This window comes from Agromyces mariniharenae, assembly GCF_008122505.1.
Lineage (GTDB): Bacteria > Actinomycetota > Actinomycetes > Actinomycetales > Microbacteriaceae > Agromyces > Agromyces mariniharenae.
Genome location: NZ_VSSB01000002.1, coordinates 1,067,677 through 1,090,778 on the forward strand (window position 1 = coordinate 1,067,677; position 23,102 = coordinate 1,090,778).

Annotated in this window: 20 protein-coding genes; 3 read left to right on the top strand and 17 right to left on the bottom strand. The window is 72.3% G+C overall.

From position 1 onward, the window contains the following. The 16 genes from FYC51_RS18280 to FYC51_RS18355 form a co-directional block, all read right to left on the bottom strand. The gene (locus tag FYC51_RS18280) at positions 1-483 is read right to left on the bottom strand and encodes a cell division protein SepF (RefSeq protein WP_148735173.1); all 483 of its coding nucleotides are present in this window, start codon (positions 481-483) and stop codon (positions 1-3) included. Between the two features lie 34 nt (positions 484-517). Further along, entirely contained in the window at positions 518-1,189 is a 672-nt protein-coding gene (locus tag FYC51_RS18285; protein ID WP_148735174.1) for a YggS family pyridoxal phosphate-dependent enzyme, read from the bottom strand. A 31-nt stretch (positions 1,190-1,220) separates the two neighbouring features. Then, positions 1,221-2,447, bottom strand: a complete 1,227-nt coding sequence (gene ftsZ, locus FYC51_RS18290; protein ID WP_148735175.1) for a cell division protein FtsZ — start codon at positions 2,445-2,447, stop codon at positions 1,221-1,223. Positions 2,448-2,634: 187 nt separating this feature from the next. Beyond that, on the bottom strand, positions 2,635-3,576 hold the full coding sequence (locus FYC51_RS18295) for a cell division protein FtsQ/DivIB (protein WP_238476447.1): 942 nt from the start codon (positions 3,574-3,576) through the stop codon (positions 2,635-2,637). Between the two features lie 256 nt (positions 3,577-3,832). Next, on the bottom strand, positions 3,833-5,236 hold the full coding sequence (gene murC / locus FYC51_RS18300; RefSeq protein WP_238476448.1) for a UDP-N-acetylmuramate--L-alanine ligase: 1,404 nt from the start codon (positions 5,234-5,236) through the stop codon (positions 3,833-3,835). A 107-nt stretch (positions 5,237-5,343) separates the two neighbouring features. Then, positions 5,344-6,444, bottom strand: a complete 1,101-nt coding sequence (locus FYC51_RS18305; protein WP_148735177.1) for a UDP-N-acetylglucosamine--N-acetylmuramyl-(pentapeptide) pyrophosphoryl-undecaprenol N-acetylglucosamine transferase — start codon at positions 6,442-6,444, stop codon at positions 5,344-5,346. Next, positions 6,441-7,694, bottom strand: a complete 1,254-nt coding sequence (gene ftsW, locus FYC51_RS18310; RefSeq protein WP_148735178.1) for a putative lipid II flippase FtsW — start codon at positions 7,692-7,694, stop codon at positions 6,441-6,443. The genes FYC51_RS18305 and ftsW overlap by 4 nt, the downstream gene beginning before the upstream one ends. Further along, complete coding sequence (gene murD, locus FYC51_RS18315) at positions 7,654-9,198, bottom strand: UDP-N-acetylmuramoyl-L-alanine--D-glutamate ligase (protein ID WP_238476449.1); 1,545 nt, start codon at positions 9,196-9,198, stop codon at positions 7,654-7,656. The genes ftsW and murD overlap by 41 nt, the downstream gene beginning before the upstream one ends. Continuing rightward, positions 9,195-10,292, bottom strand: a complete 1,098-nt coding sequence (gene mraY, locus FYC51_RS18320) for a phospho-N-acetylmuramoyl-pentapeptide-transferase (protein ID WP_148735180.1) — start codon at positions 10,290-10,292, stop codon at positions 9,195-9,197. Before mraY ends, murD begins: the two co-directional genes overlap by 4 nt. Positions 10,293-10,350: 58 nt before the next feature. Continuing rightward, on the bottom strand, positions 10,351-11,763 hold the full coding sequence (locus FYC51_RS18325) for a UDP-N-acetylmuramoyl-tripeptide--D-alanyl-D-alanine ligase (protein WP_148735181.1): 1,413 nt from the start codon (positions 11,761-11,763) through the stop codon (positions 10,351-10,353). Further along, the gene (locus FYC51_RS18330) at positions 11,760-13,307 is read right to left on the bottom strand and encodes a Mur ligase family protein (protein ID WP_148735182.1); all 1,548 of its coding nucleotides are present in this window, start codon (positions 13,305-13,307) and stop codon (positions 11,760-11,762) included. Before FYC51_RS18330 ends, FYC51_RS18325 begins: the two co-directional genes overlap by 4 nt. A 13-nt stretch (positions 13,308-13,320) precedes the next feature. Then, a complete protein-coding gene (locus tag FYC51_RS18335) occupies positions 13,321-15,114 on the bottom strand; it encodes a peptidoglycan D,D-transpeptidase FtsI family protein (RefSeq protein WP_238476450.1) in 1,794 nt (597 codons plus the stop codon). A gap of 20 nt (positions 15,115-15,134) precedes the next feature. Continuing rightward, positions 15,135-15,722, bottom strand: coding sequence for a cell division protein FtsL (ftsL, locus tag FYC51_RS18340; RefSeq protein ID WP_148735183.1), 588 nt, complete (start codon positions 15,720-15,722; stop codon positions 15,135-15,137). Beyond that, the gene (gene rsmH, locus FYC51_RS18345) at positions 15,719-16,672 is read right to left on the bottom strand and encodes a 16S rRNA (cytosine(1402)-N(4))-methyltransferase RsmH (RefSeq protein WP_148735184.1); all 954 of its coding nucleotides are present in this window, start codon (positions 16,670-16,672) and stop codon (positions 15,719-15,721) included. The genes ftsL and rsmH overlap by 4 nt, the downstream gene beginning before the upstream one ends. Positions 16,673-16,771: 99 nt before the next feature. After that, the gene (gene mraZ, locus FYC51_RS18350; protein ID WP_148735185.1) at positions 16,772-17,203 is read right to left on the bottom strand and encodes a division/cell wall cluster transcriptional repressor MraZ; all 432 of its coding nucleotides are present in this window, start codon (positions 17,201-17,203) and stop codon (positions 16,772-16,774) included. A 324-nt stretch (positions 17,204-17,527) separates the two neighbouring features. Next, entirely contained in the window at positions 17,528-17,914 is a 387-nt protein-coding gene (locus tag FYC51_RS18355) for a DUF3040 domain-containing protein (protein ID WP_148735186.1), read from the bottom strand. A 74-nt stretch (positions 17,915-17,988) separates the two neighbouring features. On the opposite strand from FYC51_RS18355, the gene FYC51_RS18360 reads away from it, so the two are divergent. Then, entirely contained in the window at positions 17,989-19,101 is a 1,113-nt protein-coding gene (locus FYC51_RS18360) for a polyprenyl synthetase family protein (protein WP_148735187.1), read from the top strand. Positions 19,102-19,154: 53 nt separating this feature from the next. On the opposite strand, the gene FYC51_RS18365 is transcribed toward FYC51_RS18360, so the two are convergent. Beyond that, positions 19,155-19,493, bottom strand: coding sequence for an Rv2175c family DNA-binding protein (locus FYC51_RS18365; RefSeq protein WP_148735188.1), 339 nt, complete (start codon positions 19,491-19,493; stop codon positions 19,155-19,157). Between the two features lie 163 nt (positions 19,494-19,656). On the opposite strand from FYC51_RS18365, the gene FYC51_RS18370 reads away from it, so the two are divergent. Then, entirely contained in the window at positions 19,657-20,940 is a 1,284-nt protein-coding gene (locus tag FYC51_RS18370) for a LysM peptidoglycan-binding domain-containing protein (RefSeq protein ID WP_148735189.1), read from the top strand. Positions 20,941-21,074: 134 nt separating this feature from the next. After that, entirely contained in the window at positions 21,075-22,994 is a 1,920-nt protein-coding gene (gene pknB, locus FYC51_RS18375) for a Stk1 family PASTA domain-containing Ser/Thr kinase (protein WP_148735190.1), read from the top strand. Positions 22,995-23,102: the final 108 nt, after the last annotated feature.

Here is a 23,102-nt window from a genome sequence, read left to right on the forward strand (position 1 = left end):
CTACGCGTGGGTGAAGAAGGACGCGTCGACGTCGCCGTCGGCCTCGCCCGCCTCGCCCGACACCACGACGTGGGCGGGCGACAGCAGGAACACCTTGCTCGTCACGCGCTCGATCTTGCCGTAGAGGCCCTGCGAAAGTCCACTCGCGAAGTCGATGAGGCGACGTGCGTCGCCGTCGGACATCTGCGAGAGGTTGATGATGACCGGTACTCCCTCTCGGAAGGACTCGGCGATGACCTGCGCGTCACGGTACTGACGCGGGTGCACGGTGAGGATCTCGTTCATCTCCGCCTGCGGTGTGCTCTGGGGTGCCTGGTGCTTGCGAAGCGGCGTGACGGCCGCTCCGGTCTTGGGGGCGGGGGCTGGTGCCGCCGCGTGCACGATCGGTGCAGCGGGCGCCGGCGCGGCCTGGGGTGCCTCGTGCTCGAGCTCCTCATCGGCGAGTCCGAGGTAGACCATGGTCTTCTTGAGCGGGTTCGACATCGCTGCCTCCGTCTTCGATCCGTCTCTTCCGAGGCTAACCGGCTTCCGGCCGATTGCCGGTGATTGCGGTGCCGATCCTCAGGTGTGTCGCACCCTCCAGGACGGCGTCGCGGAAATCGTGGGACATCCCCATGGACAGGTCGCCCGCGTCGGGTGCGATCCGCTGCACGCGCTCCGACAGGAGGCGCACGCGGGCGAACGCCGGGCGCGGCGGCTCGCCGAGGGGCGCGACCGCCATGAGCCCGCGCAGCCGGAGCCCCGGCGTCGCGAGGACGTGCTCGACGAGCGGGTCGAGGTCGTCGGGCTGCACTCCGCCCCGCTTCGGGTCGTCGGTCAGGTTGACCTGCACGAAGCAGTCGACGGACGCCTCGTCCGAGCGCAGCGCGTCCACGAGCGACGCCCGGTCGATCGAGTGGATCGCCGTCGCGTAGGCGCGGACCTGTCGCGCCTTCTTGCCCTGGAGCTGCCCGACGAAGTGCCAGCGCAGGTCGAGATCGGCGAGCTGCGCCGCCTTCTGCTGCGCCTCCTGGTGCCGGTTCTCCCCGATGTCGTGCACGCCGAGGCGCACGAGTTCGCGGATCAGCGACACCGGCTGGAACTTCGTCACGACGACGGTCGTCACCTCGTGCGGGTTCCGGCCGGCGTCCCTCGCGGCATCCGCGATGCTGCCCTGCACCGAGGCGAGCCGGTCGGCGAGGTCGCTCATCGACGTCTCCGCACGACCGGTCCCTCGGGCATCACTTGAGGAAGTCGGGGATGTCGAGCTCGTCGTCGCCGTCGTCCTCGAACACGGGGTCCGAGACGATCTGGTCGGCCGCCGCGGTCGGCGCCTCGCCCCAGTTGGCGGTCTCGACGAGCTCGTCGATGTCGATCTCGCCGATCACGTCGGCGGCCTCGCCACCGAGCGACGACCCTCCGAGCGACGAACCGCCGAGCGCGGCTCCCCCGACCGCCGCGCCCACCGTGGCGGGCACGAAGCTCGTGCGCCTGGCCTCGACCGGCTGCTTCGCGTTCGGCTCGCCGCCGTCGAAGCCGGCGGCGATGACCGTCACGCGCACCTCGTCGCCGAGCGTGTCGTCGATGACGGCGCCGAAGATGATGTTCGCCTCGGGGTGCACGGCCTCCTGGACGAGTCGCGCCGCGTCGTTGATCTCGAAGATGCCGAGGTTCGACCCGCCCTGGATCGAGAGGAGCACGCCGTGGGCGCCGTCGATCGACGCCTCGAGGAGTGGACTCGCGACGGCGAGCTCCGCGGCCTTGATCGCCCGGTCGGCACCGCGCGACGATCCGATGCCCATGAGGGCGGAACCGGCGCCCTGCATGACGGACTTCACGTCGGCGAAGTCGAGGTTGATGAGGCCGGGCGTGGTGATGAGGTCGGTGATGCCCTGGACACCGGCGAGCAGCACCTGGTCGGCCGTGGCGAACGCCTCGAGCATCGAGATCCCGCGGTCGCTGATCTCGAGCAGGCGGTCGTTCGGCACGACGATGAGGGTGTCGACCTCTTCCTTCAGCCGCGCGACGCCCTGCTCGGCCTGCGTCTGGCGGCGCTTGCCCTCGAAGCCGAACGGCTTCGTCACGACGCCGATGGTGAGGGCTCCGATCGACTTCGCGATGCGCGCGACCACGGGAGCGCCGCCCGTGCCGGTGCCGCCGCCCTCGCCCGCGGTGACGAAGACCATGTCGGCGCCCGCGAGCGCCTCCTCGATCTCCTCCGCGTGGTCCTCGGCGGCGCGTCGTCCGACCTCGGGGTCGGCGCCGGCGCCGAGGCCCCGGGTGAGGTCCCGGCCGACGTCGAGCTTGACGTCCGCGTCCGACATGAGCAGGGCCTGCGCGTCGGTGTTGATCGCGATGAACTCGACCCCGCGCAGGCCGAGCTCGATCATGCGGTTGACGGCGTTGACACCGCCGCCGCCGATGCCGACGACCTTGATGACGGCGAGGTAGTTCTGGTTAGACGACATGTCCGGCCCTCCGTGCGAACTCTGAACCTTGAACCTCTAGTCGAAGGTTAAAGTTTTGCTGAGTATGCAATTCCTGATTCGAAGGTAGGTGCCGCTCGCACGCCGCTCGGCAATGACGCCCCGCGTGTCGCGAACCGCAGGCGCAGGACGCCTCGATCGTCGCCTGCGCCACCTCGATCCGACCCGATCAGGAGGTCACGGGGCTCGTCGGCGCCGAGACGTCGTACTGCGAGACGGTGTCGGGCGGCGCCGCCCGCATGAGCGTCGCGAGCACGTCGGCCTTGAACGAGGAGTCCTCGGCGCTCCCCCACACCACGCTCGCGCCGCCCTCGAGCTCGAGCCGAACGTCGTCGGCGGTGTCCGCCGTCGCGCGGACGAGCTGGGACCGGACGTCGGCCGGGAGGCTGCGCACCACGCCGGCCACGGCGCGGAATCCCTCGTCGGCCACTCCACCCTCGACCTCGATGAGCGGCTGACCGGGCGGCCGCTCATCGAGGCGCTCGATCACGACGCCCGCGCCGTCGACGAGCTCGAGGCCCGAGCCGGTGTCGATCACGCCGACGGGCGTGCGCTCGACGATGCGGACCACGAGCGTGCCGGGCGGGATGGTCTCGGTCGCGTACGTCTCGATCAGCGGGAAGCGCGCGAGCGCGGCGTGCACCTGGTCGCCTTCGATGAGCGGGAGCGGGGTGCCGAGCAGCGTCGCGAACGCGCCCTGCACCTCGTCGGCGGCGATGCGCTGCGCGCCTTCGACGCGCACCTCGCGGAGCGCCATGAGCGGCGAGTACGCGCCGATGCCGACGACGGCCACGACGGCGAGCACCGCGCCGACGGCGACCGCCCAGGTGATCCGGCGGCGCCGCGAGCGCTTGGTGAAGCGGCGCACCTCCTGGCGCTCGTAGCGCCGGCGCTCCCGTGCCGCGGCGGCGAGGGCGCGCTTCGCGGCGCGGGGGCTGCGCGGCGCGTCGGCGACTCCCTCGGCGCGATCGGCGAACGCGGCGGGACCGTCGACCGCGGGGTCGCGCGCATCGGCGGGGTTGCGCGGGGCGGCGGCATCCGGGAGGCCGGCGGGGTCCCGCAGGTCGGGCAGCACCTCGGTCGCGTTCGTCGCCGACGAGGTCCGTGGCACGGCACGCCCGGCACCCGTCGCACCCTCCGTGCCCGGGCTCGCGGTCGTCGTCGGCGCCCCGACGACCACCGGGATCGGCTCGGTCGACGTCCGGTCGGCATCGGGTGCGACTGGCGCGCGGCCGGCCCGTGACGCGACCGGGGACGTCGGGGCATCAGGTGCCGACGCGCCCTGGCCCCGCATCACTCCGTGGTCGGCCGCCCGCGGCGCGGGAGGCCGGTCGAAGCCCTGGGGGCGCTTCACGCGCGGCGCATCCTCACTCGCGCTCCCGCTCGAGCGAGCCGAGCAGCTGCGGCACGATGCGGTAGACGTCGCCGCAGCCCAGCGTGATCACGAAGTCGCCGTCGTGCGCGATCTTCGCGGTGTGGTCGGCGGCCTCCTGCCAGTCGACGATGAACGCGACCTTCGACGGGTCGGCGAAGCGCTCGCTCACGAGCGCGCCGGTCACGCCGGGCACCGGGTCCTCGCGTGCGCCGTAGACGTCGAGCACGACGGTCTCGTCGGCGTACTGCTCGAGCACCTCGGCGAACTCCTTCGCGAAGGCCTGCGTGCGGCTGTAGGTGTGCGGCTGGTGCACGGCGATGATGCGGCCGTCGCCGACGACCGTGCGGGCCGCGGCGAGGGCGGCGGCGACCTCGGTCGGGTGGTGTGCGTAGTCGTCGTAGACGCTCACGCCGCCGACCGTGCCGTGCAGCTCGAAGCGCCGGCCCGTGCCGCCGAACGTCGCGATGCCCGCGAGCGCTGCGGCCGGGTCGTGGCCGAGGCCGACGAGCACGGCGAACGCGCCCGCCGCGTTGATCGCGTTGTGGCGTCCGGGGACGCGCAGGCGTGCCGTGTAGGACGCCCCCGCGTAGTCGATCGCGAAGGCCACGGGGCCGTCGGTCTCGACGGAGTGCACGCGCACCGTGGCATCCGCCGCCTCGCCGAACGTGACGACGTTGCCGTGGGAGAGCCGCTCTCGGACGCGCGTCGCACCGGGGTCGTCGGAGGAGATGACGACGAGCTCTCGAGCGCGGTCGCCGAAGTCGACGAACGCCTGCTCGAAGGCGTCGCGCGAGCCGTAGTGGTCGAGGTGGTCGGGGTCGACGTTCGTGATGAGCGCGATCGAGGTGTCGTAGAGCAGGAACGAGCCGTCGGACTCGTCGGCCTCGACGACGAACAGCTCGGCATCGCCCGCCGCCGAGCTCACGCCGAGGTCGGCGATGACGCCGCCGTTCACGAAGCTCGGGTCCTCGCCGAGCTCGAGCAGGCCCGTGACGATCATGCCCGTCGAGGTGGTCTTGCCGTGCGCGCCCGCGACCGACACGAGCCGCCGGCCGCCGATGAGCGCCGCGAGCGCCTGCGACCGGTGCAGGACGGGCAGCCCGCGCTGCAGCGCGAGCTGGTACTCGGGGTTGTCCTGCCAGAGGGCGCCGGTCACGACGACGGTGTCGACGTCGTCGGGGAGGTTCGCGGCGTCGTGCCCGATCGCGACCACGGCGCCGAGCTCGCGCAGCGCGGCGATGTTGGCGGAGTCGCGCACGTCGGATCCGGTGACCCGGTGCCCCTCGCCGAGCACGAGTCGGGCGATCCCGCTCATGCCCGAGCCGCCGATGCCGACGAAGTGCACGGCGCCGAGGTCGGCGGGGATCTGGGCGGTGAGGTCGGGCTTGATGGTCACGTGCGGCGGTTCTTCCTCGGGGCGATGGATGCGAAGCGATGCGTGCGGTGCGTTCGATGCGTGCCGGGCGGCGGCTCGCGGATGCCGCGGCATCCGCTCACACCACGTTACGCGCTGCCGGCCGAGTCGCCGGCACCCCCGCCGAGCGCCGCGTCGACGAGCGCCACCATGCGGTCGGTGCCGTCGCGGTGGCCGACGGATGCCGCGGCGGCGGCCATGGCGTCGACGCGGGTGCGGTCGCCGAGCAGGGGCACGAGCTCGGCGGCGACCCATTCGGGCGTGAAGTCGGCGTCGTCGACGAGGATGCCACCGCCCGCCCCGACGACGTCGGCGGCGTTGAACCGCTGCTCGCCGTTGCCGACCGGATACGGCACGTACACCGCGGGGATGCCGAGCGCGGCGAGCTCGCTCACGGTCGCGGCGCCCGCGCGCGAGACGGCGAAGCCGGCCAGGGCGAGCGCGAGGTCCATGCGGTCGGCGTACTCGACCATGCGGTAGCCCGGCAGGCCGGGGTCCTCGACGTCGGACGAGGCGCCCGTGATGTGCAGCACCTGCCATCCGGTGGCGACGAGCGCCGCGGCGCTCGCCGCCATGGTGCGGTTGATGCGCCGCGCGCCGAGCGATCCGCCGGTGGCGAGCAGGACCGGGCGCGCCGGGTCGAGCCGGTGGAGCCGCGCGGCCTCGTCGCGGAGCCCCGTTCGGTCGAGCGCCTCGATCTCGTTGCGGAGCGGCATGCCGACGACCTCCGCGCCCTTCAGCGGCGTGCCGCCGAACGCGACGCCGACGCCCGCCGCCCACCGCGAGCCGAGCCGGTTCGCGAGCCCGGGCCTCGCATTCGCCTCGTGGATCGCGACGGGCACGCCCGCCCGGCGCGCGGCGAGGTAGGCGGGCGTCGAGACGTAGCCGCCGAAGCCGACGACGACGTCGACGCCGCGCTCCTCGATGATCGACCGCACGTCGTCGATCGACCGGCGGAACCGCGACGGGAACGCGACGGCCGCGCGGTTCGGGCGACGCGGGAACGGGACCTTCGCGATCGTGAGCAGCTCGTAGCCGCGCTGGGGCACGAGCCGGGACTCGAGGCCCTCGGCGGTGCCGAGCACGAGCACCTCGTCGTCGGGGTTCCGCTTGCGGAGCCGGTCGGCGACGGCGAGCAGCGGGTTCACGTGGCCGGCAGTCCCTCCGCCGGCCAGCAGGTACGTGGTCATCGCGCCGGCCGTCCGGCCGATCGGGCCGCGGCGCGGGCCTGCGCGCGAGCGGCGGCACGCACGGATGCCTCGGGGTCGCGCGCGACCGAGAGCACCACGCCGATCGCGAAGAGCGTCGTGAGCAGGGCGGTGCCGCCTGCCGAGACGAGTGGAAGGGGGACGCCGAGGACGGGGAAGACTCCGAGCACGACACCGATATTGACACAGGCCTGGCCGACCACCCACACGAGGACGGCCGCGGTGACCGCCTTGGCGAACGGCGTGCGGGCCGCACGCAGCACGCGTGCGAACGCGATCGCGAGCAGCACGAACAGGCCGATCACGACGACCGCGCCGATGAGCCCGAGCTCCTCGCCGATGATCGCGAAGATGAAGTCGTTGTCGGCCGCGGGCAGCCACGACCACTTCGCCGTCGAGTTGCCGAGCCCGACGCCGAACACGCCGCCGTTCGCGAGCGCGAACCGGCCGTGCTGGATCTGCCAGCAGTCGTCGTTGTCGAACTGCGTGCAGTTCTCCTGCAGGAACGCGGTGATCCGACGCATCCGGCTGTCGCTCGACACCGCGACGATCACGAACACCGTGGCGCCGAGGAGCACGACGGGCAGCAGGAGCCGCAGGCGCACCCCGATGAGGAACAGCGCCCCGATGAGCATCGCGCCCATGATCATGACCGTGCCGAGGTCGCCGCCGATGAGCACGAGCCCGATCGCGGTGCCGCCGACGAGGAGGATCGGCAGGATGCCCCGGCCGAAGTCGTCGAGCAGCCCCTGCTTCTTCGTGACGATGAGGCCCAGCCAGATCACGAGCGCGACCTTGATGAGCTCCGACGGCTGGAACTGCACCCCGCCGATGGCGAGCCAGTTCGTGTTGCCGCCGACCGTGATGCCGAGCGGTGTCGCGACGACGAGCAGCTGCAGCGCGCACGACACGAGCAGCAGCGGCCAGGCGGCCACCATCCACGCGCGTTCTGGCATCCGGCCCGCGATGAGCATGATCGGAACGCCGAACAGCGCATACAGGCCCTGCCGCTGGGCCTGCACGAAGAACCCGCCGTCCTCGAGGTTCGACTCGACCGAGGACGACGACAGCACCATCACGAGGCCGAAGACCACGAGGAAGAGCGTGGTCCCGAGCAGCAGGAAGTAGTCCTTCGACTCGACGCGGAAGACGCGTCCGAGCCGGATGCGGGCGGCGGAGACGCCCGCGGCCTCAGCCTTCGGAGGTCGGGTCGTGCGGGGCGGAGTCGCCATCCGCCTCACCTCCCAGCCTCGCCCTGACCGCCTCGTGGAATCGCCGGCCTCGGTCGGCGTAGTCGGCGAACTGATCCATGGACGCCGCGGCGGGGGCGAGGAGCACGGTGTCCCCGTCTTCCGCCACGGCGGCGGCCAGCGCGACCGCCTCGGGCATCACCGTCTCAGTGTCGTCGGTGGCCACCTCGAAGAGGGGCAGCTCGGGCGCGTGTCGCCGGAACGCCGCGACGAGCGCGGCCCGGTCGACGCCGATCACGATCGCGGCGCGAAGGCGGCTCGCGTGCGCGGCGACGAGCGCGTCCGCGTCGACGCCCTTCAGCAGGCCGCCCACGATCCAGACGACGCGGCCGAACGCGCGCAGCGACGCCTCGGCCGCGTGCGGGTTGGTGGCCTTCGAGTCGTCGATCCAGCGGATGCCGCCGGCCACCGCGACCGTCTCGATGCGGTGCGCGTCGAGCCGGAACTCGCCGAGCGCGTCGTGGATGACGCCCACGGGCACGCCGTAGGAGCGCGCGAGCGCGGACGCGGCGAGGATGTTCTGCACGACGTGCGGCGCCGAGAGCCCGCGCGGCTCGAGCTCGCCGACGGTGACGATCTCGAGCGCGGCGGTGCGCCGCTCCTCGAGGAACGCGCGGTCGCAGAGGATGCCCTCGACGACGCCGAAGTCGCTGGGCCCCGGCACGTCGAGGCCGAACCCGATGGCGCGGGCGCCCTCCTCGACGTCGGCCTCCTCGACCATGTGCATGGTCGCCTCGTCGGCGCGGTTGTAGACGCACGCGACCTTCGTGTTCTCGTAGACCGTGGCCTTCGCCGCCCGGTACGCCTCGGCCGACCCGTGCCAGTCGAGGTGGTCGTCGGCGATGTTGAGGCACACGCTCGCCCACGGATGCAGCGCCCCTGGCCCGGTCTTCGGGAGGTGGTGGAGCTGGTAGCTCGACAGCTCGACGACGAGCACGTCGAACCCGCCCGGGTCGCGCACGGCGTCGAGCACGGGCACGCCGATGTTGCCGCACGGCGCCGCGCGGAGGCCGTTGGCCGCGAGGAAGGTCGCGGTGAGCTGCACGGTCGTGGTCTTGCCGTTCGTGCCGGTCACGAGGATCCACTCGGCGGCGTTCACCTTGTCGCGCACGCGCCAGGCGAGCTCGATGTCGCCCCACACCGCGACGGCGTTCGCCGACGCCCAGTCGAGCACGGGGTGGTCGGGGTGGAAGCCGGGCGATGCGACGACGAGCTCGGGCGCGAACGCGACCAGCTCGTCGGGCACCGCGTCGAGGGGATGCCGCACGAGCCGCGCCCCGATGACCTCGAGGATCCGGGCGCGGTCGTCGTCGACGGCGGGCGCGAGCACCAGCACCTCTGCGCCGAGCTCGGTCAGCGTGTCCGCTACCGCGAACCCGGTGACGCCGAGCCCGAGCACGGCGACGCGCAGGCCCCGCCAGTCGGCGTTCCAACTCGTGAGGGTCTCGAGCCGGGCGGCGACGCCCGCGGTATCCGAGTCGGTCAACTCTGCAGCCATTCGAAGTAGAAGCTGCCGACGCCGGCCGCCACGAACAGGCCGGCGATGATCCAGAACCGCACGACGATCGTGACCTCGGCCCAGCCCTTGAGCTCGAAGTGATGGTGGATGGGACTCATGAGGAACACGCGCTTGCCACCCGAGAGCTTGAAGTACGCGCGCTGCACGATGACCGAACCGGTCTCGATGACGAACAGGCCGCCGATGAGGAGCAGGAGCAGCTCGGTGTGGCTCACGATCGCGAGCGCCGCCAGGGCGCCGCCGAGCGCGAGCGAGCCGGTGTCGCCCATGTAGATGTGCGCCGGGTTGGTGTTCCACCAGAGGAAGCCGATGAGGCCGCCGACGATCGCGGTGGCCACGATCGCGATGTCGAGCGGATCGCGTACCTCGTAGCAGCGGTACGCGTCGCTCGGGTTGAGGTTCTCGCTGAAGCACGACTGGTTGAACTGCCAGAAGCCGATGATGACGAACGAGCCGATGGCGAGGATCGACGCGCCGCCCGCCAGGCCGTCGAGGCCGTCGGTGACGTTCACGCCGTTCGACGCGGCGACCGTGAGGAGGCAGATCCAGATCACGTAGAGGATCACGCCGACGATCGTGCCGAACACCATGAAGTCGAGCGGCAGGTCGCGGATGAACGAGATGCTCGTGTTCGCCGGCGTGACCGCGTGCTCGTTCGGGAACTGCAGCGCGAGCAGCGCGAACGCCGTGGCCACCACGACCTGGCCGAGGATCTTCGCCCAGCCGCCCAGGCCGAGGCTCTGCTTCTTCCGCGTCTTCAGGAAGTCGTCGATGAACCCGACGATGCCGAGTCCGACCATCATCAGCAGGATGAGCATCGCCGACGCGGTCGGCGGCTCGCCGCTCACGAGGAACGTCGCGCCGAAGTACCCGAACAGGCTGCCCAGGATGAAGATGATGCCGCCCATCGTGGGCGTGCCGCGCTTGACGTGGTGGCTCTTCGGCCCGTCGTCGCGGATGAACTGGCCCCACCCGATGCGCGTGAATAGCCGGATGAACAGCGGCGTGAGGAACAGCGTGAAGGCGAGCGACAACGCCCCGGCGGTCAGCAGTGCTCTCATGCGAACGAATCTCCAGGTCGGCCGCCGAGCAGGCGGATCGTCAGTGCTGCCCCGCCGCTCATGCGAACCATTCTCCCAGTCGGTCGCCGAGGAGGCGGAGACCCGCCGCGTTCGACGATTTCACGAGCACGGTGTCGCCCGGCCGGGCGATCGAGGTCACGAGGTCGAACGCCTCGTCGGCGCCCTCGACGTAGGCGGACTCGCCGTCCCACGATCCCTCGTTGACGGCCGTGATGTGCAGCCGCCGGGCGCCCGCTCCGACCACGACGAGCTGCGAGATGCCGAGCCGCACGGCGAGCAGGCCGATGCGGTCGTGCTCCTCGCCCGAGAACTCGCCGAGCTCGCTCATCTCGCCGAGCACCGCGATGGTGCGCGTGCCCGGCTCCTGCACCTGCGCCAACGTCTTGAGCGCGGCCGCCATCGAGTCGGGGCTCGCATTGTAGGCGTCGTTGATGACCGTGACATCGTCGCGGCCGCCCATGACCTCCATGCGCCAGCGCTCGGCCAGCCTGACCGACTCGAGCGCCTCGACGATCGCCGGGAGCGGCACGCCGAGCTCGAGCGCGGCGGCGGTGGCCGCGAGCGCGTTCATCACGTGGTGCTCGCCGAGCACCCCGAAGCGCACGCGAGCGGATGCCCCGCCGGGCGCCGTGATCGTGAACTCGGTGCCGCGCGCGTGCACGACGAGCTCGGTCGCCCGCACGTCGGCGCGTTCGCCGAGCCCGAACCACACGACGCGCGCCGCGGTGACGCCGGACATCGAGGCGACCCGAGGGTCGTCGGCATTGAGCACCGCGACCTCGTCGGCCGTGAGCTCGGTCACCATCTCGGACTTCGCCCGCACGGTCTGCTCGATGCCGCCGAACTCGCCGGCGTGCGCGAGGCCGACCTTCAGCACGATGCCGATGTCGGGGTGCGCCATGCGGACGAGCCGCGCGATCTCGCCGACGGCCGACGCGCCCATCTCGGCGACGAGGAACTCGGTGTCGTCGGTGAGCTCGAGCGCGGTGATCGGGCCGCCCACCTCGTTGTTGAACGACTTGCGCGAGGCGACGGTGTCGCCCTGCGCCGTGAGGATCTCGCGGAGCAGGTTCTTCGTCGTGGTCTTGCCGTTCGAGCCGGTGACGCCGACGATCCGCAGTCGTCCGCGCGCCCGCACCCGTCGCACGACCTCGGTCGCGAGCGCGCCGAGCGCGTCGACCGAGTCGGCCACGATGACCTGCGGCACCGGAAGCTCGAGGGCGTGCTCGACGACGAGCAGCGCCGCGCCCTGCTCGACGGCGGCGGGCGCGAACCGGTGCCCGTCGTCGAACTCGCCGCGCTTGGCGAAGAACACGTCGCCGGCGCCGACCTCGCGGGAGTCCGTGGTCACGGCGCCGTCGACGACCGTGTCGGTCGTGGCATCCGTGCCCTCGAGGTGCAGCGTGCCGTCGACCGCCGAGGCGATCTCGGCCAGGGTCAGGGCGATCATGCGTCCCAGCCCGCCTCGCGCAATGCCTGCTTCGCGTCGTCTCTGGCTGAGTACGGGATCTTCACGCCCTTCACCTCGTGGTAGTCCTCGTGGCCCGGTCCGGCGTAGAGGATCGCGTCGCCCTCGCCGGCCAGTGCGACCGCGGCGCGGAACGCCGCCCGCGGATCGGCGATCTCGTGGATCTCGCGGTCGGGCACGGCCTCGCGTGCGCCGGCGATGAGCGCGGCGCGGATGGCGGCGGGATCCTCCCACCGCGGATGGAAGTCGGTGATGACGACGACGTCGGCGCCGCGCGCGGCGATGGCGCCCATCTCGGCGCGCTTCGTGGTGTCGCGGTCGCCGTCGGCGCCGAACACCATGATGAGGCGGCCGGTCGTGAACCGGCGGATGGCGCCGAGCGTCTGCAGGAACGCGTCGGGGCTGTGCCCGTAGTCGATGTAGACCAGGGGTCCGCGCTCCCGTGAGATGCGCTCGGCGCGGCCGGGGATGTACGCGTCGACGCCGCCGTCGCGGTCGAGCACGTGCGTGATCTGCTCGAGGTCCCAGCCGGCCTCGACGAGCATCACGACCGCGAGGGCGGCGTTCGCGGCCATGTACCAGCCGAGCAGCGGCACGCGGGTCTCGAGTCGCCGGCCGCCCTGGCCCTCGAGCACGAACGACGTGTGCGTCGCGGTCTCCTCGAGCACCGTGAGGCGCCAGTCGGCGTCGACCTCGGGGTTCGTCGAGAGCGTCGTGACCGGGATGCGCGACTCGGCGACGAGGCGGCGACCCCAGTCGGAGTCGATCGTCACGACGCCTCGGCGGGAGCGCTCGGGCTGGAACAGCTCGCGCTTCGCCTCGAAGTACAGGTCCATCGACGCGTAGTCGTCGAGGTGGTCGTGGCTGAGGTTCGTGAAGCCGACGACGTCGAACACGAGCCCGTCGACGCGGTGGCGCGAGAGCGCCTGCGCGGAGACCTCGATGCCGACCGCGCGCACGTCGACCTCCTGCATGCGCGCGAGCAGGGCGTGCAGCTCGCTCGCCTCGGGGGTCGTCAGCGAGCTCGTGACCGCCTCGTCGCCGATGCGGCGCTCGGCCGTGGACGTGAGGCCGGCCACCACGCCGAGCTGGCGCAGGATGCCGTAGAGCAGGTACACGACGCTCGTCTTGCCGTTCGTGCCGGTCACGGCGAAGAGCGTGGCCGGGTTGTCGGCGGTGCGGTGGATCCATGCGGCCACCTCGCCGAGCGCGGCGCGGGCGTCGGGGGTGACGAGGATCGGCAGGCCCGACTCGACCGCGAGCTCGGCGCCCGCCTGGTCCGTGAGCACGGCGACGGCGCCGCCGTCGCGGGCGGCCCCGGCGAACGAGGCGCCGTGGGCGTTGCGGCCGGGCACCCCGACGTACAGGTCGCCGGGGCGGACGGCCGCGGAGTTGAGCACGACGCCGGTGACCTCGAGGTCGTCGATGTCGCCGCGCACGTCGAGGTCGAACGTCTCGGCGAGGCCGTGCAGCGATCGAGGGCTCGGATGCTGCGGCCGGAGGGCCGTTGGAGGCGATCCGGTCACGAACCCAACTTTCTCACCAGGTGGCTGGCAGCTCGGGCGCCGCGGCGCCGGATGGAACGGTCCGATACTTCTTCAGCACCTGGCTCATCACCTGTTGGAAGACGGGAGCGGATGCGGCGGACGAGTTCATCTTAACGGGATTCATGATGCTCACCGAAACGACGAACTGCGGATCGTCGGCCGGCGCGAACCCCGAGACCGACACGAGGTAGCCGCTCAGGTAGCCGCCGTTCCCGTCGGGGACCTGCGCCGTGCCCGTCTTCGCGGCGACCCGGTAGCCCGGGATCTCCCACTTGTCGGCGAGCCAGCCCTCGAGGTACACGCGCTCCAGCATCGCGCTCGTCTGCTGCGCCGCCGACGCCGAGATCACGGGCGTGCCCGACGACTGCGCCGGGGTCTCGTCGCCGCATCCGTCGACGAGTCGCACCGGCATCCGCACGCCGCCGTTGGCGATGGTCTGGTAGACGCTCGCGATCTGCACGGCCGTCGTCGTGAGCCCCTGCCCGAACATGGTCGCGTACTTGGTCTGGTTGTCCCAGCCCTCGGGCCCGCCGTGCAGGTCGCCGGGCTCCTCGCCGGGGAACCCGACCTCGGTGCGCTCCCCCAGGCCGAACGCGAGCATGTCGTCGTAGCGCTCCTGGTCGCTCAGCCGCTCGCCGAACTGCGACATGCCGGTGTTCGACGACTCGATGAGCACGCCCGTGAGCGTCAGCGGCTCGTCGCCGTGGAACGAGCTGTCGTTGACGTTCGCGCCGTTCGGCGGCAGGTAGCGGTACGGAGCGATGATCTGGCTGACCGGATCGGCCTTGCCGGCGTCGATGACGGATGCCGCGGTGAGCGCCTTGAACGTCGAGCCGGGCTCGAACGGCGCGGTGAACGCCCGCGAGCCGCGGTTCCCGGAGTCCGTCGCCGAGGGCGCGTTCGGGTCGACCGTCGGGACGTCGGCGACGGCGAGCAGACGGCCGGTCTTCGCCTCCATGACGGTCACGGTGGCCCAGTCGGCGCCGACGGCCTGCACCTGCGCCTCCGCGATCCGCTGCACCATCCACTGCAGGTCGGAGTCGATGGTGAGCCTCAGCGTGCCGCCGTCGTGCGCCTGCTCGTGCACGACCTCCGTGCCCGGGATCTGCACCCAGTCCTCGAGGCTGTGCAGGTAGCTGTACTCCCCGTCCTGCCCCGCGAGGCATTCGTCCTCCGAGAGCTCGACGCCCGCGAGGGCGTCGCCGTCGGAGCCCACGAAGCCGAGCAGGTTGCCCGCCACCGCGCCGTTCGGGTAGTAGCGACTGGGGTGCTCCCACGGCACGACCCACGGGATGTCGAGCTCCTTCACGCGCTCGTACGTCTCGGTGTCGACGAGCTTGGCCACGTACGCGAAGTCCGACTGGGCGTTCTCGGCGAGCGAGTCGGCGATGACCTGCTGCACCTGCTCGCCGGTGAGGCCGATGACCGCCCCGAGCTCGGCGGCGGACTGCTCGAGCGGCACGTCGACCGGCACGGTCTTCGACGGATCCTGCGGATCGGGCTCCTCGCGCGTGATGGGGCCGGCGTTCGCGTTCTTGGGCGACACCGCGATGTCGTAGCGCATCACGGTGTCGGCGAGCACGATGCCGTTCCGGTCGACGATGTCGCCGCGCGAGCCGTAGACGGTGACCGACGTCGAGCGCCGGCCCTCGGCCTCCTCGCTGAGCTCGGCAGCGCGCACGACCTGGAGGTCGACGAGCCGCACCACGAACACGCCGACGAGCGCGACCAGCACGACCGCGGCGAGGAGGATTCGGCGCATCGGGTGGCGGCTGGTGCCGTTCATTCGAGCCTTTCCTCGGGCGATCAGTGCGTGGCGGGCGTCGGGAGGCCTTCGGCGGGCGGCGGCGGGGCGACGGGCGGCACGTCGGCGGCGGTCGCCGGCGCCTCCCCCGAGGCTCCCCCGTTCGGAGTCTGCCCCTGCTGCTGCTCGGTCACGAGCGGCACGCCGTCGATGAGCGCATTGGGCACGAGCGGGGCGGATGCCGCGGCGCCGCCGGTCGCGGGCGTCGGCTGGCCGAGCACCGCACCGTCGGACAGCCGCAGGTACACGGGGTCGGCGTTGGGCACCATGCCGAGCGCCTCGGCGTTGCTCGCGAGGTACTGCGGCGACTCCACGCGGTCGAGGTCCTCCGAGAGTTTCTGCTGCTCGCGCGCGAGCTCCGCCTGCTGCACCTGGTAGGCGTCGATCTCGTAGGCGCCCTGCGCGACGGCGATCGAGAGCAGGAGCTGGGCGACGACGATGACCGCGACCCCGCCGAGCGCGATCACGGCGTAGGCGAGCCGGGGCTTCGCGCGGCGCCCCGGTTCGGGCGCCGGGCGCAGGCGTCGCTCGGGCTTCGGGGTCGGGTTCCTCCGGGGTGCGGGGGCGGACTGGGCCGGCAGTGCGGTCACGACGGCCTCCTCACTCGTTCCGCGGCGCGCATGCGCACCGGCTTCGCACGCGGGTTCTCCGCCTGCTCGGATTCGCTCGCCAGCTCCGCGCCCCGGACGAGGAGGCGGAACTGCGGCTTGTGCTCGGGCAGCTCCATGGGCAGCCCGGGAGGAGCCGAGGAGGTCGACGCCGCCTGGAGGACCCGCTTCACGATGCGGTCCTCGAGCGACTGGTACGCCAGCACGACGATTCGGCCGCCGAGGGCGATCGAGTCGAGCGCGGCCGGCATCGCACGCTGGAGCACCGACAGCTCCTCGTTCACCTCGATGCGCAGCGCCTGGAAGACGCGCTTGGCCGGGTGACCCTGCCGCTGCACGGCGACGGGCGTGGCATCCGTCAGGATCGCGACGAGCTGCCCCGAGCGGGTGATCGGCTCCTCGGCGCGCGCCCGGACGATCGCGCGGGCGTAGCGCTGCGCGAGCTTCTCCTCCCCGTACTCCTGGAAGATCCGCCGCAGCTCCTGCTCACTCGACTCGGCGATCACGTCGGCGGCCGTGCGGCCGCGCGTGGAGTCCATCCGCATGTCGAGCGGGGCGTCCTTCGCGTAGGCGAACCCGCGCTCGGCGCGATCGAGCTGCAGCGACGAGACGCCGAGGTCGAAGAGCACGCCCTGCACCTCGTCGAAGCCCTCCGACCGGATCGCCTCCGCGATGCCGTCGTAGACCGTGTGCACGAACCGGGCGCGGTCGCCGAACGCGGCGAGCCGCTCGCGTGCGATGCCGAGGGCGTCGGTGTCGCGGTCGAGGCCGATGACCGTGAGCTCCGGGAAGCGCTCGAGGAACGCGCGGCTGTGGCCGCCCATGCCGAGCGTGGCATCGACGAGGGCCGCGCCCTCCTGCCGGATGGCGGGTGCGAGCAGCTCGACCGTGCGTTCGAGCATGACGGGGGTGTGGATGCGTTCGATGTCCATGATTCCTTCGGGACCGGTTCCCGGACTCCGATCCCCATCCGTTCGTCCTGATGCGGGGAAGTGCACCAGGCGCGCACGGCTGGGAGTCGCAATCCGGGACTAGAACAGCCCGGGGATCACCTCCTCCGCCGTCTCCGCGAAGGCCGCCTCCTGCTCGGCGAGGTATGTCTGCCATGCCTCGGCATCCCAGATCTCCACCCGGCTGCCGGCGCCGATGACCGCGAGGTCTCGGTCGAGCCCCGCATAGCTGCGGAGCGTGGCGGGGATGGTGACCCGATGCTGCTTGTCGGGGGTCTCCGCGGATGCCCCCGAGAGGAAGACGCGCATGTAGTCGCGCGCCTGCTTGCTCGTCACGGGGGCCTGGCGGATCTTGTCGCTCATCTGCTCGAACTCCCGCGCGCTGAACACGTAGATGCAGCGCTCCTGCCCGCGCGTGAGCACGAGGCCGGTCGAGAGCTCTTCCCGGAACTTCGCCGGAAGAATGACGCGACCCTTCTCATCGAGCTTCGGTTCGTAGGTCCCGAGGAACATCGCGCCACCCCCTTTCCTCCGGCCAGGATCCAGGTGACCCCACTTTACTCCACTCTCATCCACCGATCAACGACATTCGCTCGTTTCCGCGCTCGGGGCGGTGTGAGAGCCCTGTGAATCCGTGGGAATCGACGCGTGGAGCGGAGTGGAGGGATTTCACTCCATCCGGGGCGCCACGGGCGCCCCTTCGGGAGGAATCGGGCCGTTCAGGAGGGCGTTCAGGAGCCGAACAGGGCTGGGCGCGGCATCCGGACGCTGCTCAGGGCACGAAAAACGGGCCGATCCGAGGATCGACCCGTCGTGGTGGTGGGAAGTGGAGGGCGGCTAGTCGCGACCCTCCTGCCGGCGGTCCCAGCGGTCGTTCAGGCGGTCCATGAAGCCGCCGCCAGAGCGCTTGCCCTTCGGCGAGCCGGCCGTGGGCTCGGCCGGGGCCGGCGCGGTCGCGCCGCGCTTGCCGGGGGTGATGGCCAGGAGCACGCCGCCGAACATGAGCGCGAAGCCGATGACGCCGACGATCAGCAGCTGGAGCGCGACGCCGGCGATGAGGGCGCCGATGCCCGCGACCGCGAGCAGGACGCCGAGCACGATCGAACGATAGTTGGGCCGACGACCCCGTACGCCACCCACCGCGTGCACGAAATCCGCGTCGTTGCGGTAGAGGTTGCGCTCCATCTCCTCGAGAAGACGTTGCTCCTGCTCTGAAAGCGGCATCTCATTCCCCTCAGGCTCGGGATCGACGCATCCGAGCTCATTCTAGCGCCGCGCCGCCTCGCTAGGCTAGGCGAGTGGCTCGTGGTTCCCGGCTCGTCGATCTGGTGCATGCGCGCATCGAGGACTTCCTCGCTGGGCGCTCTTCCATTCTCCGCTCCATCAGCCCCGACCTCGACCCGCTCGACGCGTTCTCAAGGCGCTTTCTCAGCGGCGGCAAGCGCTTCCGGGCCCTGTTCTGCTACTGGGGCTGGGAGTCCGTCGCGGGGCGCGGGTTCGACCCGTTCGAGTCCGACGGCGGGCGGGACCACTACCCCGTCGTCTCCGCCGCCTCGGCGCTCGAGCTGTTCCACGCGGCGGCGCTCGTGCACGACGACCTCATCGACAACTCCGACACCCGCCGCGGGGCGCCCTCGGCCCATCGCCTCTTCGAGTCGCTGCACGCCGACTCGGGGTGGGCGGGCGGTTCGGCGGAGTTCGGGCGGGCCTCCGCGATCCTCCTCGGCGACCTCCTCCTGGGCTGGAGCGACGAGCTGTTCGACGAGGGCCTCGACGCCGTGGCCGACCGCCAGGCGGCCCGCGCCGCCCGCGCCGAGTTCATGCGCATGCGCACCGAGGTGACATCGGGGCAGTACCTCGACATCCTCGAGGAGCGGGCGTGGCTCGTGCAGCCCGAGGCCGAGCAGCGCACCAGGGCCGAGCGCGTGATCGTCTACAAGTCGGCGAAGTACTCGATCGAGTCGCCCCTCGTCATCGGCGGCGCGCTGGCCGGGGCGTCCGCCGCGCAGCTCGCGGCGCTGCGCGGGTTCGGGCTGCCGCTCGGGATCGCCTACCAGCTGCGCGACGACCTGCTGGGCGTCTTCGGCGACCCCGAGGTCACCGGGAAGCCGAGCGGCGACGACCTGCGCGAGGGCAAGCGCACCATGCTCGTCGCGATCGCCCGGGAGCGGCTCTCGACCGGGCAGCGCCGACTCCTCGACGAGCTCCTCGGCGACCCCGACCTCGGGGCCGACCAGGTGCGGATGCTGCAGCGCACGATCGCCGACTGCGGTGCCGTCGAGGAGGTCGAGGCGATGATCGCCGACAACCTGGCCAGCGCCACCGCGGTCCTCGAGGACGCTCCCCTCAGCCGCGACGCACGCGCAGAGCTCGGCTCGCTCGCGAAGGCCGTCACGCGCCGGGCGAGCTGAGGCGGAGGCGGCCGGCCAAGCGGGTGCTCCGGCGGTCGAGCGCCGGGCGAGGATCAGGCGAGGGCCTGCGCCACTCGACGGACCTCGGACTTGCGGCCCGCCCGGAGCGCGGCGATGGGACTCGTGCCGAGGCTGTCCTCCTCGCCGAGCAGCCACTCGAGCGCCTCGGCGTCGCTGAACCCGGCATCGGCGAGCACGACGGCGGTGCCGTGCAGCTCGGGCAGCGGCGCGTCGTCGCGCAGGAACGACGCGGGCACCTTCAGCACGCCGTCGACGCGCGTCGCGAGCAGGTGGCGGTCGTCGATGAGCTTGCGGATGCGGCTCGGGGTCAGCCCGAGCCGCTCGACGAGGTCGGGAACGGTCAGCCACTCGGTCTGGTCGTCGTCGGTCACGTCACCAGCCTGCCAGACGGATGCGGCGCATCGGAAGCATCCCCGCCGCGACGCGCGGAGCCGTTCGACCCGGAGTCCGGGGACTCGCGGCGAGGTCGTTGACTCGCCCCATCCCCTGTGGGACGTTGGCGACGGACGAGGGGGTCCGGCCCGAGGGGGGATCATGTCGGACGGAACGGAGGCGGTTCGCTGGGGGCGTCTGCGCCGCACCGGCGCCGCAGCCGAGCGGGGCGGCCGTCGCGGCATCCGCGCGGTGCTCACCCTGCCGATCGCCGTCGCGAGCACCCTGGCCGTGACCCTCGGCATCGCGCAGCCCGCGGATGCGGCCGCCGTGCCTCCGGTGAAGCGGCACGCGAAGCCGAAGGCGCTGGGCTCGGCGCCCCGCGCGGCAGCGGCCGCCGCGCCGGCATCCGTGCCCGCGCCGCCCGAGTACGTGGTGGCCGAGGGCGACACCGTCAGCGGCATCGCCGAGCGGTTCGGGCTCGCCACCGCCGAGGTGCTCGCCGCGAACGGGCTCGGCTGGTCGAGCCTCATCTTCCCCGGCCAGCGGCTCGCGCTCCCCGGTGGCACCGTGGACGGGTCGGCACCCGCTCCCCCGCCCGCCGCGCCCGAGATCGCCCGCCACGTCGTCGTCGAGGGCGACACCGTGAGCAGCATCGCCGCGGCGTACGGGCTCGACGCCGGCGACGTGCTGAGCGCCAACGGCCTCGGCCCGACGAGCCTCATCTTCCCCGGCGAGGCCATCGTGCTGCCGCTCGCCGATCCGTCGTCGACGCTGCCGGTGCCACCGGCCGCGGCACCCGCTCCACCCGCGGAGCCCGCGCCGAGCGGACCCGCGGCCCCCGACGCGTCCGTGTCCCCCGACACGCACGTCGTGGCCCCCGGCGACACGCTCTTCGGCCTGGCGGAGGCGTACGGCGTGACGGTCGCCGACCTCGACGCGGCCAACGCCCTCGGCGGCTCGACGCTGATCGTCCCGGGGCAGGTGCTCGTCGTGCGTCGGCCCGAGCCCGTCGTCACCGTCGCCTCGGTGAGCGTGCCCCTCACCGACGAGATGCGGGCGAACGCCCGGATCGTCATCGACCTCGGACGCGCCCTCGGCGTGCCCGAGCAGGGCATCGTGATCGCGCTCGCGGCCGCGGCGCAGGAGTCGGGCCTGCGGAACCTGCACCACGGCGACCAGGACTCGCTCGGCCTGTTCCAGCAGCGGCCCAGCGAGGGCTGGGGCACGCCCGAGGAGGTCCTCGATCCTGTGCGGGCGACGACGGCGTTCTACGGCGGGGCGGCGAACCCGAACCCCGGCCGCACGAGCGGCCTGCTCGACATCGTCGGGTGGGAGGCCATGTCGGTCACGCAGGCCGCCCAGGCGGTGCAGCTCTCGGCGCATCCCGACCACTACGCGAAGTGGGAGGTGTCGGCGAGGGCCTGGCTGTCGGAGCTCGGCTGACGACGGCCGCGTCGGCCGGACCTGCCGTGCCGCCCCGCGTCCCCGCGTCATCCGGGGTCACGAAGCCGTTGCGATTCCGTCGTTCCACGGTGTGTAGTCGGGTCGGGGCATGCAGGGGTTCGTAGACTCGAACGGTGACCACCGCGCCCGCCGACCCGATGATCGGCCGTCTCGTCGACGGCCGGTATCAGGTGCGCTCGCGGATCGCCCGAGGGGGCATGGCCACGGTCTACCTCGCGACCGACCTGCGCCTCGAGCGCCGCGTCGCGATCAAGATCATGCACGGTCACCTCGCCGACGACAACACCTTCAAGACCCGGTTCGTGCAGGAGGCGCGCTCGGCGGCCCGACTCGCGCATCCGAACGTGGTGAACGTGTTCGACCAGGGCCAGGACTCCGACATGGCCTACCTGGTCATGGAGTACCTGCCCGGCATCACGCTGCGCGAGCTGCTGAAGGACTACAAGAAGCTCACGCCCGAGCAGACCGTCGACATCATGGACGCCGTGCTGGCCGGCCTCGCCGCCGCGCACAAGGCCGGCATCGTGCACCGCGACCTCAAGCCCGAGAACGTCCTGCTCGCCGACGACGGCCGCATCAAGCTCGGCGACTTCGGGCTCGCGCGCGCCGCGAGCGCCAACACCGCCACCGGCCAGGCGCTGCTCGGCACCATCGCCTACCTGTCCCCCGAACTCGTCACCCGCGGCGTCGCCGACGCGCGCAGCGACATCTACGCGGTCGGCATCATGATGTACGAGATGCTCACCGGCGAGCAGCCCTACGTGGGCGAGGCGCCGATGCAGATCGCGTACCAGCACGCCAACGACACGGTGCCCACCCCGAGCTCGAAGAATCCCGCGGTGCCCGTCGAGCTCGACGAGCTCGTGCTCTGGGCCACGGCACGCGACCCCGAGGAGCGTCCGCACGATGCGCGCGACATGCTCGACCGGCTCCGCGAGGTCGAGCCCGCGATCCGCGCGCCGCGGCAGGCGCCGCGCACGCAGGCCACGGTCGTGCTGCCCGACGCGGCGATGCCCGTCGGCGTCGCCACCGCCGCGACCGCCGTCATCGGCGGCGGCGCAGTGGTCGCGCCGCCGGCGCCGCCCGAGGCATCCGACGACGAGGCCGCGTCCGCCCTCGCGACGAGCTCAGACCGCCGTCGCCGCCGCGGCTACTGGATCTTCGCGCTCGTGCTGCTGCTCACCGGGCTCGCCGCGGGCACCGGGTGGTACTTCGGCGCCGGCCCCGGCGCCATGACGACCGTGCCCGAGACGGCGACCCTCCTGCCCGACAACGCCCGCCAGGTGCTCGCCGAGGAGGGCTTCCAGGTCGTCGACGCCGAACGCAACGACCCGCGCGTGCCCGCCGGCCAGGTCTCCGGCACCGATCCGGCCGCGGGCCAGCAGGCCCGGCGCGGGTCCACCGTGACGATGTTCGTCTCGCTCGGGCCGCTCATGCTGCCGATGCCCGACGTGGTCGGTCAGCCCGAGGCCGATGCGCGCAGCGCTCTCGGCGACTTCACGGTGGCCGAGCAGTCCCTGCAGCAGTTCTCGGGCGACATCGCCGCAGGCTCGGTCATCGCGGTCCTCGGGGCCGAGGGCAACGCCGTCGCCGCGGGTGACCCCTACCCCGAGCTCGGCGACCTGTCGATCGTCGTCTCGGTCGGCCCGATCCCCGACGTCACGGGCATGCCCGTCGCCGAGGCCGAGGCCGCCATCACGGGCGCCCAGCTCGTGGTGGGCACCGCCGAGCCCGAGTTCGACGACGAGGTGCCCGCCGACCACGTGATCTCATGGGCCCCCGCCACCGATCCCGTTCGGCCCGGCGACACGATCGTGATCACGGTGTCGAAGGGCCCCGACCTCGTCGAGGTGCCCAACGTCATCACGGGCCAGACCGTCGCCCAGGCGCGTCAGCAGCTCGAGGCGCTCGGGTTCAGCGTGACGTCCAACGTGCCGGGCTTCCTCGAGGGCGCCGTCGTCGCATCCGTGCAGAGTCCGGCGGCCGGCGAGAAGCTCAAGCGCGGCTCCGAGGTCACGGTCAACTTCGGCTGAGCCCGGGCGGACGCCGCGCGGCATCCGTCGACTCCGGCATCGGATGCCGCGGAGCATCCTCGGACGCGCACGGAACACCCGCGCGCGACCGCGGCGGGGCATCCGTCG